19 protein-coding genes and 2 pseudogenes are annotated in these 15,759 nt (G+C 42.3%); 10 read left to right on the top strand and 11 right to left on the bottom strand.

Annotated elements, in window-relative coordinates:
* From AB4407_RS13055 to AB4407_RS13040, 4 genes and pseudogenes are all read right to left on the bottom strand, one after another.
* Window positions 1-603 (bottom strand): annotated as a pseudogene (locus AB4407_RS13055) (flagellin); the annotation flags it as partial.
* A 299-nt stretch (window positions 604-902) separates the two neighbouring features.
* Window positions 903-2,036 carry a flagellin gene (locus tag AB4407_RS13050; RefSeq protein ID WP_372120851.1) on the bottom strand — a complete coding sequence of 378 codons (1,134 nt, stop codon included), beginning with the start codon at window positions 2,034-2,036 and terminating at the stop codon, window positions 903-905.
* A gap of 120 nt (window positions 2,037-2,156) precedes the next feature.
* Window positions 2,157-3,080 carry a Dyp-type peroxidase gene (locus AB4407_RS13045; protein WP_372120850.1) on the bottom strand — a complete coding sequence of 308 codons (924 nt, stop codon included), beginning with the start codon at window positions 3,078-3,080 and terminating at the stop codon, window positions 2,157-2,159.
* A 65-nt stretch (window positions 3,081-3,145) separates the two neighbouring features.
* Window positions 3,146-3,607 carry a DUF2919 domain-containing protein gene (locus AB4407_RS13040; protein WP_372120849.1) on the bottom strand — a complete coding sequence of 154 codons (462 nt, stop codon included), beginning with the start codon at window positions 3,605-3,607 and terminating at the stop codon, window positions 3,146-3,148.
* Between the two features lie 109 nt (window positions 3,608-3,716).
* On the opposite strand from AB4407_RS13040, the gene AB4407_RS13035 reads away from it, so the two are divergent.
* On the top strand, window positions 3,717-4,058 hold the full coding sequence (locus tag AB4407_RS13035) for a DUF2956 domain-containing protein (RefSeq protein ID WP_372120848.1): 342 nt from the start codon (window positions 3,717-3,719) through the stop codon (window positions 4,056-4,058).
* Window positions 4,059-4,073: 15 nt separating this feature from the next.
* Window positions 4,074-4,406 carry a DUF4156 domain-containing protein gene (locus tag AB4407_RS13030; protein WP_372120847.1) on the top strand — a complete coding sequence of 111 codons (333 nt, stop codon included), beginning with the start codon at window positions 4,074-4,076 and terminating at the stop codon, window positions 4,404-4,406.
* Window positions 4,407-4,471: 65 nt separating this feature from the next.
* On the opposite strand, the pseudogene AB4407_RS13025 reads toward AB4407_RS13030, so the two are convergent.
* A pseudogene (locus tag AB4407_RS13025) lies at window positions 4,472-4,594 on the bottom strand (helix-turn-helix domain-containing protein); the annotation flags it as partial.
* 123 nt (window positions 4,595-4,717) lie between these two features.
* On the opposite strand from AB4407_RS13025, the gene AB4407_RS13020 reads away from it, so the two are divergent.
* The gene (locus AB4407_RS13020; RefSeq protein ID WP_372120846.1) at window positions 4,718-5,584 is read left to right on the top strand and encodes a universal stress protein; all 867 of its coding nucleotides are present in this window, start codon (window positions 4,718-4,720) and stop codon (window positions 5,582-5,584) included.
* A 61-nt stretch (window positions 5,585-5,645) separates the two neighbouring features.
* Here AB4407_RS13020 and AB4407_RS13015 read toward each other — a convergent pair whose 3' ends face one another.
* The 3 genes from AB4407_RS13015 to rimK form a co-directional block, all read right to left on the bottom strand.
* Window positions 5,646-6,509 carry a mechanosensitive ion channel family protein gene (locus tag AB4407_RS13015; protein WP_132743167.1) on the bottom strand — a complete coding sequence of 288 codons (864 nt, stop codon included), beginning with the start codon at window positions 6,507-6,509 and terminating at the stop codon, window positions 5,646-5,648.
* A 103-nt stretch (window positions 6,510-6,612) separates the two neighbouring features.
* Window positions 6,613-7,644, bottom strand: a complete 1,032-nt coding sequence (locus AB4407_RS13010; RefSeq protein WP_239828755.1) for a succinylglutamate desuccinylase/aspartoacylase family protein — start codon at window positions 7,642-7,644, stop codon at window positions 6,613-6,615.
* Window positions 7,645-7,649: 5 nt separating this feature from the next.
* Entirely contained in the window at window positions 7,650-8,555 is a 906-nt protein-coding gene (rimK, locus tag AB4407_RS13005) for a 30S ribosomal protein S6--L-glutamate ligase (RefSeq protein WP_132743171.1), read from the bottom strand.
* Between the two features lie 298 nt (window positions 8,556-8,853).
* Here rimK and AB4407_RS13000 point away from each other — a divergent pair, with 298 nt between their 5' ends.
* On the top strand, window positions 8,854-9,057 hold the full coding sequence (locus AB4407_RS13000) for a hypothetical protein (protein WP_372120845.1): 204 nt from the start codon (window positions 8,854-8,856) through the stop codon (window positions 9,055-9,057).
* 63 nt (window positions 9,058-9,120) lie between these two features.
* Here the strand turns inward: AB4407_RS13000 and AB4407_RS12995 are convergent, their stop codons facing one another.
* On the bottom strand, window positions 9,121-9,408 hold the full coding sequence (locus AB4407_RS12995; protein ID WP_004734273.1) for a helix-turn-helix domain-containing protein: 288 nt from the start codon (window positions 9,406-9,408) through the stop codon (window positions 9,121-9,123).
* Between the two features lie 205 nt (window positions 9,409-9,613).
* On the opposite strand from AB4407_RS12995, the gene AB4407_RS12990 reads away from it, so the two are divergent.
* The 4 genes from AB4407_RS12990 (at window position 9,614) to AB4407_RS12975 (ending at window position 12,134) form a co-directional block, all read left to right on the top strand.
* Window positions 9,614-9,961, top strand: coding sequence for an ArsC family reductase (locus AB4407_RS12990; protein WP_372120844.1), 348 nt, complete (start codon window positions 9,614-9,616; stop codon window positions 9,959-9,961).
* Between the two features lie 98 nt (window positions 9,962-10,059).
* Window positions 10,060-11,196: a succinyl-diaminopimelate desuccinylase gene (gene dapE, locus AB4407_RS12985; RefSeq protein WP_372120843.1), complete on the top strand. Its 1,137-nt coding sequence runs from the start codon at window positions 10,060-10,062 to the stop codon at window positions 11,194-11,196.
* 45 nt (window positions 11,197-11,241) lie between these two features.
* Window positions 11,242-11,916 (top strand): M15 family metallopeptidase, encoded by a 675-nt coding sequence (locus tag AB4407_RS12980; RefSeq protein WP_372120853.1) that lies wholly within the window; start codon window positions 11,242-11,244, stop codon window positions 11,914-11,916.
* Between the two features lie 8 nt (window positions 11,917-11,924).
* Window positions 11,925-12,134 (top strand): DUF2897 family protein, encoded by a 210-nt coding sequence (locus AB4407_RS12975; protein WP_372120842.1) that lies wholly within the window; start codon window positions 11,925-11,927, stop codon window positions 12,132-12,134.
* 150 nt (window positions 12,135-12,284) lie between these two features.
* Here the strand turns inward: AB4407_RS12975 and bamC are convergent, their stop codons facing one another.
* Together bamC and dapA are read right to left on the bottom strand one after the other, a co-directional pair.
* Window positions 12,285-13,331 (bottom strand): outer membrane protein assembly factor BamC, encoded by a 1,047-nt coding sequence (bamC, locus tag AB4407_RS12970; protein ID WP_372120841.1) that lies wholly within the window; start codon window positions 13,329-13,331, stop codon window positions 12,285-12,287.
* A gap of 49 nt (window positions 13,332-13,380) precedes the next feature.
* Window positions 13,381-14,259: a 4-hydroxy-tetrahydrodipicolinate synthase gene (dapA, locus tag AB4407_RS12965; RefSeq protein ID WP_009847376.1), complete on the bottom strand. Its 879-nt coding sequence runs from the start codon at window positions 14,257-14,259 to the stop codon at window positions 13,381-13,383.
* 372 nt (window positions 14,260-14,631) lie between these two features.
* Between dapA and AB4407_RS12960 the strand changes: the two genes are divergently transcribed.
* Together AB4407_RS12960 and bcp are read left to right on the top strand one after the other, a co-directional pair.
* Window positions 14,632-15,174: a glycine cleavage system protein R gene (locus AB4407_RS12960; RefSeq protein ID WP_372120840.1), complete on the top strand. Its 543-nt coding sequence runs from the start codon at window positions 14,632-14,634 to the stop codon at window positions 15,172-15,174.
* A gap of 12 nt (window positions 15,175-15,186) precedes the next feature.
* A complete protein-coding gene (gene bcp, locus AB4407_RS12955; protein ID WP_372120839.1) occupies window positions 15,187-15,657 on the top strand; it encodes a thioredoxin-dependent thiol peroxidase in 471 nt (156 codons plus the stop codon).
* Window positions 15,658-15,759 lie beyond the last annotated feature (102 nt).

The following is a 15,759-nucleotide window of genomic DNA, read 5'->3' as shown; positions in this document are numbered from 1 at the left end:
GTCTTTTAGTGACATAGTTAAGTCATTCGCGCCAGCTTTAACGCCCCAATCTTTACCTTTAGCTTCGGTAAATTGGTAGCTGTTGCCGCCCATTTGGTCGTTATCAGAACGCATGTCTTTCAGTTGAAGCATTACTGCCTCACCATTGTCTGCACCAATTTGGAATGACTTAGTACCGTGAGTACCGTTAAGCAGCTTGTTACCACCAAAAGATGTGGTTTCAGCGATACGATTTAATTCATCATTAAGCGCCGTTACTTCTTCTTGGATTGCTACACGGTCAGATTTGGTATTTGAACCGTTTGTTGATTGCAAAGACAAATCACGCATACGTTGTAAAATGTTTGATGTTTCATTCATCGCACCTTCTGCTGTTTGAGCGATAGAGATACCATCGTTCGCGTTACGTACTGCAACATCAAGGCCGCGGCTCTGAACATTCAAACGGTTCGAGATTTGTAGACCAGCAGCGTCATCTTTTGCACTGTTGATTTTAGAACCTGAAGATAGGCGTTCCATTGATGTTTGTTGAGCGCTGTTTGCACTGTTTAGGTAACGTTGTGCTGTCATTGCTGATACGTTGGTATTTACATTCACTGCCATGGTGATTTCTCCAATTGATTTTCCGGTATAGCGGCTTCCGACGTCTCGGAAAACCAAGTAGTTATCTCTAAGTTACTTTTAATAACGGCGTGAATGCTGAAACCTTTAGAAAAAAAGCAACAAAATTAAAGAAATAGCGAGAAAGGATAAGAAAGCGTGACTGGCAGTGAAATTATCAAAAAAAGATGAGAAAAAGGCTAAAGTTGTCGAAAAGCCAGCCGGGGGGGGAATATTGTATTTTAATGAACCAAAGGACTTTAGTTAACCGAGAATACCTTTATAAGAATTAACCTAATTTATTAGCCTAGCAGCGTTAAAGCTAAATTCGGCGCTTGCTTAGCTTGAGCTAAAATAGTGGTACTGACTTGCTGCAGTATTTGTTGTTTGAGCATTTGAGTGGTTTCTTTGGCGTAGTCTGTATCTTTGATTCGACTGTTTGAGGACGCCAAGTTCTCATGAACATTTTCAAGGTTATTAATCGCATGATCAAAGCGGTTTTGCATCGCTCCGAGTTCAGAACGGTGACTATCAACATACTTCATCGCTGTATCCAAAATAGACACAGCGCGCTGTGCTCCACCAACATCAGTGACATTAATATCATCGACTGACTCGTAAGAGCCCACTGACATCGACAACTCATCAGCTAAAGAGCCTGAGAAAGAAATCGTGCCTGCAGTATCTTCGCCAGACATGTAGATCTGAAGCTGCCCCTCATCATTCACAGAAGCGGACACGAGGTCTGTTTGCCCATTAATGTAAGTCGCCAACTCTTCGATATCATCGCCCGCTTTCGCGTTAACCGTAATCTTTTGTGGCTGGCCAAAACGATCGGTAAACGCCATCGTCATATCTGTCTGGTTAGATTTAACTTCCCACGAGTCACTTGCCATGCCATTGGCAACATAGCTAAAGCCGCCCATGTTGATATCATCGGTGCGCATGTTTTTCAAACCTATCTGCACCGCCTCACCAGAGCTGCCACCGATTTGAAATGACGAGCTACCAAAGCTGCCGTTAAGGAGCTTTTTCCCACCAAATGAAGTGGTTTCCGCAATTCGGTTTAGCTCATCATTTAAGGCGGTTACTTCTTCTTGAATAGCCGTCCTTTCCGATTGGCTATTCGAACCATTAGTCGCTTGCAGTGACAGGTCTCGCATGCGTTGCATGATATTTGTGGTTTCATTCATCGCCCCTTCTGCTGTCTGCATAATGGAGATACCGTCGTTAGCATTTCGAACCGCAACATCGATGCCGCTCATCTGTGCTTCTAATCGATTAGAGATTTGTAAGCCAGCAGCATCGTCTTTTGCACTATTAATACGACTCCCTGAAGCCAAGCGCTCCAAAGATTGGTTCAGCATGTTATTGGCATTAGATAGATTCCTCTGAGCCACTAATGCTGAAACATTCGTATTAACAGTTATAGCCATAGACCTTCACTTACAAAAAGATGAATAAAACTTACGATTGCTCTTGTATCGACCTATTTATATAAAACTTTAAAAAAAAGGAGCCATGAGGCTCCCTTTGTTTATTCTATTTGAGTGCACTTACTTAATCGTTAGTGCACTCAACATCTCAGCTGAAGGAGCAAAGTAGTAAGCGCCAGTAACGGCTTTAGTAAAGCGAAGCAGTTGGTCTGTTTTGCCATCTGTTTCGCCGTACATACTCTCTAGCATCGCATCGAAATTATGACGAACATTACAGTAAGCGATGAACAGTAAACCGTGATCGCCTGTTGCTGTGCCGTAAGGTAGGCTATGACGAACAATTTTAAGGCCCTTGCCTTCTTCTTTGATATCCACACGACCAACGTGAGACGCCGCTGGAACATCGTCTAGCTCGATCGAATCTGGCTTGGTACGGCCAACCACTTTCTCTTGTGCCGATACGTTTAATCTATTCCAAGCTGGCAGGTTATGCACAAAACGTTGCACCATCACATAGCTCCCCCCCGCAAACTCACCTTCCGGCACAATCGCTACTTCAGCGCGCTGTGCGTCTTTCGGGTTTTCAGTGCCATCAACGAAATCAGTCATGTCACGTGAGTCTAAGAATCGGTAACCATAAGTTTCATCAACCACTTCAACGTCAGCTGCTACTTCAGATAGCAATTTACGCAAGATAAAGAAGTGCAAATCGTGTCGATTTGAGTGGCAGTGAATTAACACATCAGACAGTGTGCTCGGTGCTGTTACATCACCTTCACCAAGCGTAGGGAAATCAATGAGATCAGAGGGAGCGGCTTGCTCGAACTTATCCCAAAAAGCTTTTGAGAACGCAACCGACGCCGTTAGGTTCGCATCTGGTTGAGTTTGGTTAAGCTCGTCGATTAGAGTCGGAAGCTTTTGAATTTCCGCCAATACATTAGCTGCGTTAGCATTCACTTTCAGTTGAACGTAAAGAGCGAAAGGCCCAGCTTCAGGCAAAATAGCACTTTGAACATTAGGCTGCTCACTTGTAACATTAAGCATAGATTATTCCTTCCAGTTTTAGCTTCTAAGTATAATTGTGAATAGGACAAGTGTTTTGATAAGAATCAGTCTTCGAGCTCAACCACTTTAAAGCAATCCCTAGCGGCGTGACTATTGGTTAAATAAAGCGCTAACCACAGCAGCAACAACAAGGTGATAGCATTTGACCAACGGAACCATCCGTTATCCAAATAGATTAAATAAATTGTATGGGAGCCCTGCGCCAAGATAGCCATCATGGTAACCCATCGTCCCCATGACACGACTTTGTTAAGGCGCTTTCTCTCTGGCGTCCTGAGCCCAAACAACCACATGAGTACCAAACTAGGAACACTCAAAGCAATTCCGACATAAAACATCTGGTGGTCTGGATAGATTATCTCAAGGATGTCAGTGCCGGATTCTCGGCTGGCACCTGCAACAATGAATACGACTAAAGCTTTCGCCAAAAACAGCCAACCTAACCATAATAGGATTGGGGCTTTCAAAAAGCCGTGCTTGTCGTATTGTTCTATGGAGTACCGCACAACTCTCACTTTCACTGATTTTAAAACCCACACTTTAACGCAAATCATTCATACTTAACTAGGTTTGCGTTATCTTATTGGTCAATCCGTTTTAATTATCGAACTCAGTATGAAAAAGAAAACTAATACACCGTCTGTTGAATCTCAACAAGAGGCACTGAAGATAGCCAAAGCGACTCAAAAGCCAGCTCAAACCAAAGAACAAACCAAATTGATCGCTCAAGGTATAGAGAAAGGCATCGCACTCTATAAAAAGCAGCAGAAAGAACGCAGTCGCCAAGCCGATAAAGCCAAGAAGCGCATACAGAAAGAGAAACAGGCTCAACTAACTCATCTAGATGAAGAGAACAATTTAGAGGCGAGTGTTGAAACAACCTCAAATTACGCCAGTAAACTGCCGTGGTTGCTATTAGTCGCAAGCTGGGTAGGTTTCGGGATTTATTTGATGTAGTAACAGGATAAACCTATGAAAAAGGAATTAGTCGCTTTGACCATGAGTGGTGTATTGCTAGGTTGTACGACACCGACATCAGTGCCTCATAGCGAAGCTGACAAAGTGCAAATGGATTACCACGGTATGATTAATATCGACCAGTGCGAGTATAAAGGGGAAGTCACAGGTAGCGAAGGCCACTGGTATAGCTACCTGTTCTACCCAAATGACACTCTGATTCAAGGCGCGATGAATGAGCTAAAGTCCAACGCTATTACATTAGGTGCAGACACCGTTATTTTCACACTTCCTCAAGATTTTGCGACCTCCGTAACCATGCTGGGCACCGCTTATCGGTGTCGCTAATTAGACCGCTGATCGCTAAAAGAAAAATTAAGAATTAAGAATTAAGAAAGCCAGCTTTCGCTGGCTTATGCACTAAATCCAAGGCTTGTTGCTATATCGCCTTTACGCTGGATAACCCATTGACTGTCAAATGGCCCCCAGTCGGATAACTGGTAATAGCCATCATTATGACGTCGCCCATCTTGGACCGCTAACCCCAACAAAAAACCACAGATGCACAACATTACAAAAACCTTGACTAAATCAATTTAACATCTTGAATCAATATTATACATTGAGTTATCGTAACTTCTTATTAAAAGGATTTTGATATGAATTCAAGTAATTTACTAACAAAAGTTTGCTCTAAGCCATCTAGACGAGTCTTGAGAAAGGCGGTTTGTTTTGCACAAGCATCCAGTCATTCCTTAAACATCTACGCGGAAGATTATCGCCGTAGTGAAGAGCATACTTTCTTAGACTTTCTAATTAAACCTAAAGAAAGCAGTGCTCGATACGATGATTTTTTCGTACAATGGTGTAATTCGATATTAGAAATAATAGAGGATATTCACTCAGAGCTAGAACTACCTATGATGGAAGTCAACTTTAATCTACTGACGGGGAATAGTTGGGAGCATAAATTTATTGAAGAACAGAAAAATAGTACTAATATTTTCCTTATTGATTATTCCAAAGAAATAATCGCATTCCAGTTACTTAGAGAGCTATTTAGCCAAGGACATGATATATTGCTGCTCACCGATATAAAGTGGCAACAACCTTTGAAAGTTGCTTCTGCTATAGATCCACTTCACCGCAACGATAAAAATGCAGAAATAGATAAAGAGATTATTTCCCGAAGCTTAGAGTTACAAAAACGATTGAACGCAAATATTTCTCTCGTTTATTGTCAGTATGTTGCTCCCTACTTATATCGATACTCTAAAGAGATATTGGCACATCAAAAACAGTCGATCACCAACTTTCTTGAATTAAACAAACATGCTCTTTTACCACTTAGGTTTATAAAGTCGAACCCAGAAGAGGGGCTACCTGATATTGTCAAATCCATGGGAGCTTCTATTTTAGTCTTGGGTGCTTGCAAACGTACTGCACTGTCTCGCTATTGGTCAGGAAGTACTGTTGATACATTAATGGCAAATCCACCATGCGACCTACTGCTTATCAATAAATAAGCATACTGACACTTTTAATACAGTTGATCAATCAGCATTAACTGTATTAATTATAGTTTTTTTATTTTGATTCACGTATGATTTTTATAGCACCATCAAGATGGATATCACGTTGCGGGTAAGCTATGGTTACTCCATTTTCTTTAAAGGCGGAATCTATCTCAAAACGAATGTCGCTCGTTACTAGTCTAACGCCCCCTTCCACTTGTGAATTAACCCAAAAAAAAACTTCAAACATGAGTGCATTGTCACCAAAATCTTGGAAGAAAACACCTACTTCAAATGTTGGGAGTACCTGAGGGTGACTTTCCGTAATATTACGCATCAATTTCTCTACTAACCTAACATCACTGCCATAAGCAACCCCCACAGAAACCGTACCTCTTATTAGCTTGTCCCGTAAGGTCCAATTAATTACCGTATTTTCCAGTAATATACTGTTAGGAATCAACATATGAACACCATCTACACGTCTAATACGAGTAGAGCGAGTATTAATTTGCTCTACCGTTCCTTTCGCTCCTTCTACCTCAAGAAAGTCACCTATACGTATTGGTTTTTCGCCAATAAGTATCCAACCACTAATAAAGTTATTGATAATATTTTGCGCTCCAAATCCAAATCCTATGGCAATGGCTCCTGAAAGAAATGCAAATGCAGTAATGGGGATATTAAGCATCGATAACGTGGTGATAAATATAATACAAAGTGCCAAAACAAATAACACACGTTCAATCAAATGAACAATATTGGGATCTTTCCCTGATGCTGTTAATTTAGACTTAATTGCCTTTATAACTAACTTTGAAATCCAAAAACTTGTTATTACCCAAATTGGAACGGCAAGTAATGCCCATAATGTTACTGGTTGCCCGTTGAAAGTAAAAAGGGTCATCTCTAACCAAGATATCGCTTTTTCAAACATATTAGTAACTTCCTATAAACTTGAACCATCGAATGCTAATGATGAATTGATTTAGTACCTTTTCTCGTGGATTACTAAGAACATTAATTTTTGTCGACGAACATCACAAATCATCTTTAATTTCTCTTGAAGCAACATCCTCAGATAGCTTATCTATTTGCTGCGCAATTATTTCTTCATCTTCATCAAAATAAGCAATGTGGTACATAGCCTCTCCCTCTTGAATCAAGGGAATATTTTGTTTCCCAATAATAACACCCGTGCGAGGAGCAATAATTACAGCTAATTCTTCTCCATAAGCACTACTGATCGTAGCTAATTGATCTCCTCTCTTGACGTAATCACCCAACTGATATTTGTGTTTAACAATTCCACTGGCGCTTCCTCGTACCCATTGGCTACCTCGGGCAATCACAGGTTCAGGTACATCCCGCTGTGGACGCCTACCTTTACTAATCATATTTAAGTGCCGTAAAACACGTATGACCCCTCTTGTTCCCATTCGAATAGATGCTTCATCAAAACGCAGTGCCTCGCCTCCCTCGAAAACCAAGACCTTCGTGTTTGAGTGAGTTGCGCAATCACGTAATGAACCATCAATCTCTTTCGAATGCAGCACTAGAGGAGCACCAAAAGCGTTCGCTAATTCCGCTGTTATCTCGTCTTCTACATTTGCTCGAATCTGAGGTAAATTAGTTCGATGAATTGCACCAGTATGCAAATCTATTCCATACTGACATTTTTCAATAATCTCAGTCCTAAAGATATTCGCAACTCTCGCAGCCAGTGAACCTTTAGGAGAGCCTGGGAAGCTGCGGTTTAGATCTCGGCGATCAGGTAAATATCGGCTTTGATGTATAACTCCATGAACATTCACCATTGGAACAAAAATAATCGACCCGCGAAGCACTTTAAAACGTTTCATATTGATAATTCTGTGAACTATTTCGATGCCATTTAACTCATCGCCATGAACCGCAGCACTAACAAAGATAGTTGGCCCATCTAGCTTCGCTCTCATGATATAGACGGGTAAAGAAACTTCTCCATCGGTGTATAATTTTGCTACAGGAAGCGCTATTTTCATTCGTTCGCCAGGCAACACACAATGGGTACCAATACATAAATCAGACATGATAATTATCCCTGCCCTCGTGTCTTATTAGCATTTAATTTTGCCTTTTTATCAATAAAATCATAAAGCTTACCTGCAACATCTAAGTTGGTAGCTCTTTCTATACCTTCTAAACCAGGAGATGAGTTAACTTCCATTACCATTGGACCACTATTGGCTCGCAGCAGATCCACTCCACAGAAATTTAATCCCATAATTTTTGCAGCGTTTACTGCCGTCTCTCGCTCCTCTTTAGTTAAACGAATAATTTCCGCTGAACCTCCGCGATGCAGGTTAGAGCGGAATTCCCCCTCAACCGCCTGTCGCTTCATCGCCGCGACAACTCGACCTCCAATGACAAGACAACGAATATCAGCTCCTCCAGACTCTTTTATGTATTCTTGAACGAGTATGTTAGCTTTGAGCCCCATAAAAGCTTCAATAATACTTTCTGCAGCTTTTGCAGTATCAGCTAAAACTACGCCAATACCTTGCGTGCCTTCTAACAATTTAATGACGAGAGGTGCTCCGCCTACATTCTTGATTAAATCTTTAATATTGTCCGGTTTACTCGCAAAACCCGTTCTTGGTAAGCCTATTCCTTTACGGGACAAAAGCTGCAAAGATCGTAATTTGTCACGAGAACGACTGATCGCTACAGATTCATTCACATTAAAAGTACCCATCATTTCAAACTGTCTTGCTACTGCTGTACCGTAAAAAGTAATCGAAGATCCAATACGAGGAATCACAGCATCATAAAGAGGAAGCTCATTACCTTTGTAACGAACCGTAGGTCGACTACTCGTAATATCCATATAACAATGCAGCGTATCAATCACATCAACAATATGCCCTCGTTCAACGCCAGCCTCTACTAAGCGACTTGTGGAGTACAACTTTGGATTTCTAGATAAAATTGCGATTTTCATTTTTATTTACCTTATAAGACAAATACAGTACTTGTTATATAATAGTTAGTATTCACCGACTTATTTCACTTTGTTCGAAATAACTTATTATCTGAGATCGGGCTGATATTGGCTACGCTCTAGAGTTTAACCAGAACACTCGTTCTGATTCATTGGGTGTCAAACTGTAGTTCTAAAGATATGACAGAGTTCAAGTTGCAGAGATAACTCAATCATGACACTGAAATATCTTAGATCGTGCTCTGAGTAAGCTAGCTTATTTCTTGTGATTTATTTTATGAAATTACAAGATAAGCGGATGAACAAGGAATGGATTGCTTTAAAGATGAGTGGTGTACTTTGGAGATACGCAATATCAACTACAGTTTCTCGCAACGAAGCTGACCAAGAACAAGTGAATTACCCCCACACTCTGATTGATATCAATCAGTCCGGGTACCAAGAGGAAGTCACAGGCAGCGAAGGTCACTGGTACTGCTACTTATATAAGCAAATAAATTAGCGCATCGACATCTCGATATACTTTGATTTTATAACGCCCAAAAGAAAGCCAGCTTTCGCTGGCTTATGCACTAAATCCAAGGCTTGTTGCTATATCGCCTTTACGCTGGATAACCCATTGACTGTCAAATGGCCCCCAGTCGGATAATTGGTAATAGCCATCATTATGACGTCGCCCATCTTGAACAAACATAAGTTCAATACCGATCCCCGGTAACGCCTTGAGTACATCTTGAATAGTACGACGAGGCCACCCCGTTTTTTCGATGAGTTTAGGCACATTTGGCCTATCAAGGCTTTCCACTAACAATGCTAAATATAGCCGCCTTGCAAAAACAGGACTCAACTCCATTGACACCTCCTATATATGTGCAACTCAATTATTTCTTTTTTTGCTGACAACATGTTGAGGCTGATCAATAAGTCTCCAATAGTGACATTTTCTTACTGTTTTTTTTCACTCTATGAAATATTCCTCACTCTATTTTGTCTGAATTGCCGCTTCCTGATAGGATTCAACTCATAACAACGAAATAAAAACATCCAAAGGAAGAGTAATGACTATCACTATGTTTGGCATTCCGAACTGCGACACCATCAAAAAAGCAAAGAAATGGTTAGAAGCTGAAGGTATTGAGTTCGACTTTCACGATTATCGTAAACAAGGCATCACCGAAGAGTTAGTTACAAGCTTCTGTTCAGAACTTGGTTGGGAACTTGTGCTAAACAAACGCGGGACGACTTATCGCCAACTTACTCAAGAGCAGAAAGACACGCTAACGGAACAAAAAGCCGTTGCTCTGCTTATTGAGCAACCTGCAATGATCAAGCGCCCAATACTAAAAGTGGAAGGTAAGCTTCACATCGGATTTAAAGCCGACCAATACGCGGCTATTTTTGCTTAGCACGTATTATTTATATAAACAGGCAACTGGACGTTGAGCATTGAATCAGCGCCTAAAAATTAAAGACTAGACGTTTTATTTAAACAAGGAATTCAAGGATGACAGATAGCCCAACTTTGGCACTGGCAAAAGACCTCATTAGCCGCCAATCAGTAACTCCCGAAGATGCCGGCTGCCAAGAGCTGATGATTGAACGCTTAAAAGCACTCGGTTTTGAAATCGAAGTAATGGTATTTGAAGATACGACTAACTTCTGGGCTCGCCGTGGTACAGAGGCGCCCCTGTTTGCTTTTGCTGGTCACACTGATGTAGTGCCTGCTGGCCCAGTCGAACAATGGAACACTAAGCCCTTTGAACCAACGATCGTAGATGGTTTCCTACACGGTCGTGGCGCGGCAGATATGAAAGGTTCTCTGGCTTCAATGATTGTTGCTGTAGAACAGTTCATTGCTAACCACCCAGACCACACTGGATCAATCGGCTTCCTTATCACTTCAGATGAAGAAGGCCCGTTCATCAACGGCACAGTACGTGTTGTTGAAGCTTTGATGGCTCGTGGTGAGAACATCGACATGTGTATTGTTGGTGAACCATCAAGTACTGAGTTTGTTGGCGATGTCGTGAAAAACGGCCGTCGTGGCTCTATCACCGGCGATCTAACGATTAAAGGCACACAAGGTCACGTTGCCTACCCTCACCTTGCGAACAACCCGGTACACAGCTCTCTGCTTGCGATCAATGAATTGGCGACGACCGAGTGGGACAAAGGTAATGATTATTTCCCACCAACCAGCTTCCAGATCCCAAATGTAAGTGCGGGCACTGGCGCATCAAACGTGATTCCTGGTGAATTTAATGTTCAGTTTAACCTTCGCTTTAGCACAGAGTTAAACAACGACATCATCGTTGAAAGAATCACAAATACACTCGACAAGTACGATTTCGAATACGATTTAAAATGGACCTTCAATGGCGACCCATTCTTAACAGATGCGGGGTCACTGCTTGATTCTATTGTCGATGCAGTGGGTCACGTCAATGATGTGCAACCAGCACTGCTAACTACCGGTGGTACATCTGATGGTCGCTTTATCGCACGCATGGGCGGACAAGTCGTTGAACTAGGCCCTGTAAATGCAACCATTCACAAGGTTAACGAATGCGTGAAAGTGGCTGATTTAGAGAAGCTAACCGAGATGTACGAAAGAACACTAGTGAACTTGTTCGCTAAATAATTTTTCATCAGCGATCCATAGCATCTAATTATTGAGAGACTCGTGATGACACCAGAGCAGCTAACCGGACAATCAGATTCGCATCTAGAACCGAGCATGATTGGCACCAAGACCTTCTTGGTTCACAGTGAGGTTAAAGATGACCTACATAATTTGATTGAAGCTGCTCAGCTCGCGGGTTTTAAAATGGAGATTGCCAGTGGCTTTCGCGACTATGAAAGGCAATCTCTGATTTGGAACCGTAAGTTTTCTGGCGAAGCTCCTATATTAGATTCAGAAAGCCAACCTCTTGATTCTTCAACACTGACTGAACATCAAAAACTATCGGCTATCCTGAGATGGTCTGCACTTCCCGGTGCGAGTCGTCATCATTGGGGGTGTGACTTCGATGTCTTTGCTCGTAACCTCTTACCCGAAGGCACACCGTTACAATTAGAACCATGGGAATACCTAACAGGCCACCAGCAAGCGTTTTACCAGTGGCTATCGGTTCATGCTGCGCAATTTGGGTTCTTCTTTCCTTACAGCAAAGATTTGGGTGGTGTTGCGATAGAACCTTGGCATATTAGCCATCGTAGCGTTTCACAGTCGTGTTTATCACAGTTATCCCCCACTTTACTTGGCAAGCAACTCCAATCTAAGCCAATATTAGGGTATGAGATTATTATGAAGCAGCTAGACGAGATCTATGCGCGCTTCGTCGCGAATATCAGCCATTAGGAGCGCTTATGTTGGAGTGGCTTACAAACCCTTGGGTTATCATCATCATCGTGGTTAGCGTTGTGGTGGGTAATATTGCTGCGCTCAAACAGACCGCAAATATGGATCTGACGGGTCGTAACAAAACAGAGAAAGACTTAGACAAGCTCAATCAATTGGACAAACAGAACCAAGAAAAAGCTCAAAATGATGAGTCTACTGACAGCAAAAATACTTAGCCTAACGCCCTTGATGCGCTAGCCCAAACAAGTCAGGCGCGTGTGACTCCTTGTTAGCGAATTGACAACTGGCACATAAACGCTAACTAACAGACATAAAAAAGAGGACAATGTATGTCCTCTTTTTATTTATCAAAATTAGCTCAGTGCTTATTCAGCTTTTGCTTCTTTCTTGTCTTTGGTTTGGTCAGCAACGTGTGCCAATACCGGTACCATTGACTTCAGTAGCTCTTCTTCTACTGGCTTACCTGATGCATCCGTTACGTTAATCGACGTACGGTTACCAAGATCACCAAACAAGAAGGTGTAAGTACCTGGCGCTAAGTCAATAGGCTGTAGGCCAATCTCTTCCCAGAATTCATCATCTGGCGCGGCATACTTAGCTTTCACTGTACCTTGAGACTGGTTACGCTCTTCAAGTTCGAAGCCCATCGTAGGTAGCAAGGTAGGTAGTCGTTGCCACAATACGTTGTATGGTGTACGAGCAATGATCACAGGGAAACCACTACGGTCAGTTCCCATTGAGATAGGAATACGTTTCACCAACTCTTGTGCTTTCACTGCAGCTTCAGCACGAAGATCTGCATCGTATCTCGCCATCACTAGGTTCGTTAAGAACGCGTTGTAACGCTCTTTATTGGTTGCCGATACTGGCTTCTCTTCAGAGCCTTCACGCCAATCTATCAAGTTAATCTTGAAACCATAGCGGTTGTTCGCTTGGAAACGAGAGATAGAATAGCGACTGCCAATCTCGACTTCTTCATCTTCAGAAACCCAAGTAACCCAATCAGTCTCAATGTCATTTTCTGACTGTTCACGAATGCTGATATTACGTTGGGTCAGCATATCTAAAGCCGTTTGCCACACTCGATCAGCCTCTTCAGCACGAAGGAGCCATAACGTCACTTCACCATTTTGACGCTCAGTACGAGCGCCAGGGATCAGTTCAAGAACCTGTTGAGGAGGACGAATATCCACTTGACGACCGGTACCACCACCGAATTCACCGCTTGGGATATCAAAGTTTGGGTAGAATTGAGGCTGAGCATCTTCAGGCAATTGCCATTGTGAAAACTCAGGTGTTTCTAAGTATTCAAAATCATCTTTGGCTTGGCGACGTTGAGTCGGGCTACCAGAACATGCTGTAAGAACGAAAACAGCCAGTGAACCGATCACTAGCTGGTGAGAATACTTCATTTATACTCCTAAATGTCGAAGGTTCGCTTCGGCATTGCTTTATACGTTTTTAGTAAATGCACGCTTCAGTCATTGCTTGAGCAACAACAGGTTGAGCTGGTTTTGACAGTTCAGTCAGTGGTAGACGTAAGCCACCTTCAGCAATCAGACCCATTTTGTGAACCGCCCATTTTACGGGAATAGGGTTAGACTCAACGAACAAATTCTTATGTAGAGGCATCAAACGCTCATTGATCGCTTCAGCTTCCTCAAACTTGCCTTCCTTCGCTAGCTTGAACATAGTCGCCATATCAGCAGCTGCAACATTGTTCGTTACAGAGATCACGCCATCGCCACCACGCTTAACAAATTCAAGACCAGTTAAGTCATCACCACTTAGTAAGATAAAGTCTTCGCCACAAAGTTCACGGTGAATTGCAATTCTTTCGAGATCACCCGTCGCATCTTTAAGTGCAACGATGTTTTCGATCTCGGCAAGGCGAGCAACCGTTTCTGGCAACAAGTCTACCGCAGTGCGACCAGGTACATTGTAAAGGATCTGTGGAACATCACTGACTTCAGCAATTGCTTTGTAATGTTGGTACAAACCTTCTTGAGTCGGTTTGTTGTAGTAAGGCGTGACACTCAGGCAACCAGCAATACCAGAACCATTAAGCAAACGGCTGAAAAGTACAGATTCGTGAGTTGCGTTTGCACCCGTACCTGCGATAACAGGAATACGGCCATCAGCAAATTCAACGACCTTATTGACGACTTTGACATGCTCTTCAATAGTGAGTGTTGAAGACTCACCAGTTGTGCCAACCGCAACCAGACCATCACTACCTGCTGCAACATGGTGATCAACTAACTTTTTAAGGCTGTCGAAATCCACTTCACCATCTGTATTAAATGGTGTAACTAGCGCAACGATACTTCCTGAAAACATGTCTATCTCCCTTAATTTATTCTTTTTGCATGTTACTGTAAGCCAATCAATAAACACAAGACATTAAAGTGGCTTACCAGCAACATCTGCAGTAAATATTGTCGTATGTTTGAGGTAAAACGACTTATAACGGCGTTCGACCTAGAATTTGGGTAACCTACACTCAATCTAGCGAATAGCTCAGCACTCGATGTCAGTAACAAGTAAGCAATGCTCTCACACCACTCTTTGAATTTTGAACACTCTAAATATTCCTATTACTTGTTACATATTTGAAGCAAAGTGCCTCATAAAAGCCCCAAGCACACACTTATTCCTCTAGCTAACTGTGCTAACATGCATGAATCAATGGAATATAAGAGACGTGATTTTATGACTCAACATCTAGTAATCACAGCTGTGGGCACAGATCGCCCAGGTGTATGCAACCAAGTGGTTCATTTAGTCACCCAATCAGGCTGTAACATTATTGATAGCCGTATCGCTCAATTTGGCGAAGAATTTACGCTTATCATGCTACTGTCTGGAAAGGCAAACAACATCACCCGCGTTGAAACCACCCTGCCCTTGCTTGGACAAGAGCACGACTTGATTACGATTATGAAGCGAACCTCAACTCATGATGTTATTGAGAACTCTTACACAGTAGAGGTGTTCGTTGAGTCAGACGACAAACTCGGTCTAACCGAGCAGTTTACCCAGTTCTTCGCAGACCGAAACATCGGCCTCGATTCGTTAAGTGCACGAACCATCAATAAATCTAAAGTTCAGCTCGACAACGACCAATTCCATATCTCTATTACCGCTTCTGTGCAATCAGAATGTAATTTGATGCAGCTACAAGAAGAATTCGACGCGCTGTGTCAGAGCCTATCCGTACAAGGCTCGCTCAACTTTATCAAAAACAGTTTTTAAAAAGGAAATATCATGAATACGCTAACGGCTGGTGTTCCAGCACCTGCTTTTTCTCTTCCAGATCAAGATGGCAATATCGTATCTCTTGGTGACTTCAAAGGTAAAAAAGTACTTTTCTACTTCTACCCAAAAGCAATGACTCCAGGTTGTATTGTGCAAGCAGAAGGTCTGCGTGATATCAAAGCACAGCTTGATGACCTGAATGTGGTTGTTTTAGGTGTGAGTGTTGACCCAGTTAAACGCCTACCAAATTTCGTTGCGAAGAAATCTCTGAACTTCACACTTCTATCTGATGAAGACCACTGTGTTGCTGAACAGTTTGGTGTTTGGGGCGAGAAGAAATTTATGGGCAAAGTGTACGATGGTCTGCACCGTATTAGCTTCCTTATTGATGAAGAAGGTCAGATTGAACACGTCTTCAACAAGTTCAAGACCAAGACTCACCACGAAGTGGTTCTAGACTACTTCAACCCAGAAGCTTAACGTCGATTTTAGTGAGTTGATTCTCTAAATTCGCACCTAGAGAATCTAATACCAATCACAGTAAGTAAGTGTTCAAACATAGCGTAGGAAAAAAGCTTGAGA

The sequence above is a fragment of the Vibrio sp. 10N.261.46.E11 genome, assembly GCF_041472735.1.
GTDB lineage: Bacteria > Pseudomonadota > Gammaproteobacteria > Enterobacterales > Vibrionaceae > Vibrio.
Note: the sequence above shows the minus strand (reverse complement) of the source record. Positions and strands in the feature narration are given on the sequence as shown.

Excerpts from the sequence above, each read along its gene's own strand:
- AB4407_RS13050 (WP_372120851.1), bottom strand. The coding sequence starts at position 2,036 with ATGGCTATAACTGTTAATACGAATGTTTCAGCATTAGTGGCTCAGAGG.
- AB4407_RS13045 (WP_372120850.1), bottom strand. The coding sequence starts at position 3,080 with ATGCTTAATGTTACAAGTGAGCAGCCTAATGTTCAAAGTGCTATTTTG.
- AB4407_RS13035 (WP_372120848.1), top strand. The coding sequence starts at position 3,717 with ATGAAAAAGAAAACTAATACACCGTCTGTTGAATCTCAACAAGAGGCA.
- AB4407_RS13030 (WP_372120847.1), top strand. The coding sequence starts at position 4,074 with ATGAAAAAGGAATTAGTCGCTTTGACCATGAGTGGTGTATTGCTAGGT.
- AB4407_RS13020 (WP_372120846.1), top strand. The coding sequence starts at position 4,718 with ATGAATTCAAGTAATTTACTAACAAAAGTTTGCTCTAAGCCATCTAGA.
- AB4407_RS13015 (WP_132743167.1), bottom strand. The coding sequence starts at position 6,509 with ATGTTTGAAAAAGCGATATCTTGGTTAGAGATGACCCTTTTTACTTTC.
- AB4407_RS13010 (WP_239828755.1), bottom strand. The coding sequence starts at position 7,644 with ATGTCTGATTTATGTATTGGTACCCATTGTGTGTTGCCTGGCGAACGA.
- rimK (WP_132743171.1), bottom strand. The coding sequence starts at position 8,555 with ATGAAAATCGCAATTTTATCTAGAAATCCAAAGTTGTACTCCACAAGT.
- AB4407_RS13000 (WP_372120845.1), top strand. The coding sequence starts at position 8,854 with ATGAACAAGGAATGGATTGCTTTAAAGATGAGTGGTGTACTTTGGAGA.
- AB4407_RS12995 (WP_004734273.1), bottom strand. The coding sequence starts at position 9,408 with ATGGAGTTGAGTCCTGTTTTTGCAAGGCGGCTATATTTAGCATTGTTA.
- AB4407_RS12990 (WP_372120844.1), top strand. The coding sequence starts at position 9,614 with ATGACTATCACTATGTTTGGCATTCCGAACTGCGACACCATCAAAAAA.
- dapE (WP_372120843.1), top strand. The coding sequence starts at position 10,060 with ATGACAGATAGCCCAACTTTGGCACTGGCAAAAGACCTCATTAGCCGC.
- AB4407_RS12980 (WP_372120853.1), top strand. The coding sequence starts at position 11,242 with ATGACACCAGAGCAGCTAACCGGACAATCAGATTCGCATCTAGAACCG.
- AB4407_RS12975 (WP_372120842.1), top strand. The coding sequence starts at position 11,925 with ATGTTGGAGTGGCTTACAAACCCTTGGGTTATCATCATCATCGTGGTT.
- bamC (WP_372120841.1), bottom strand. The coding sequence starts at position 13,331 with ATGAAGTATTCTCACCAGCTAGTGATCGGTTCACTGGCTGTTTTCGTT.
- dapA (WP_009847376.1), bottom strand. The coding sequence starts at position 14,259 with ATGTTTTCAGGAAGTATCGTTGCGCTAGTTACACCATTTAATACAGAT.
- AB4407_RS12960 (WP_372120840.1), top strand. The coding sequence starts at position 14,632 with ATGACTCAACATCTAGTAATCACAGCTGTGGGCACAGATCGCCCAGGT.
- bcp (WP_372120839.1), top strand. The coding sequence starts at position 15,187 with ATGAATACGCTAACGGCTGGTGTTCCAGCACCTGCTTTTTCTCTTCCA.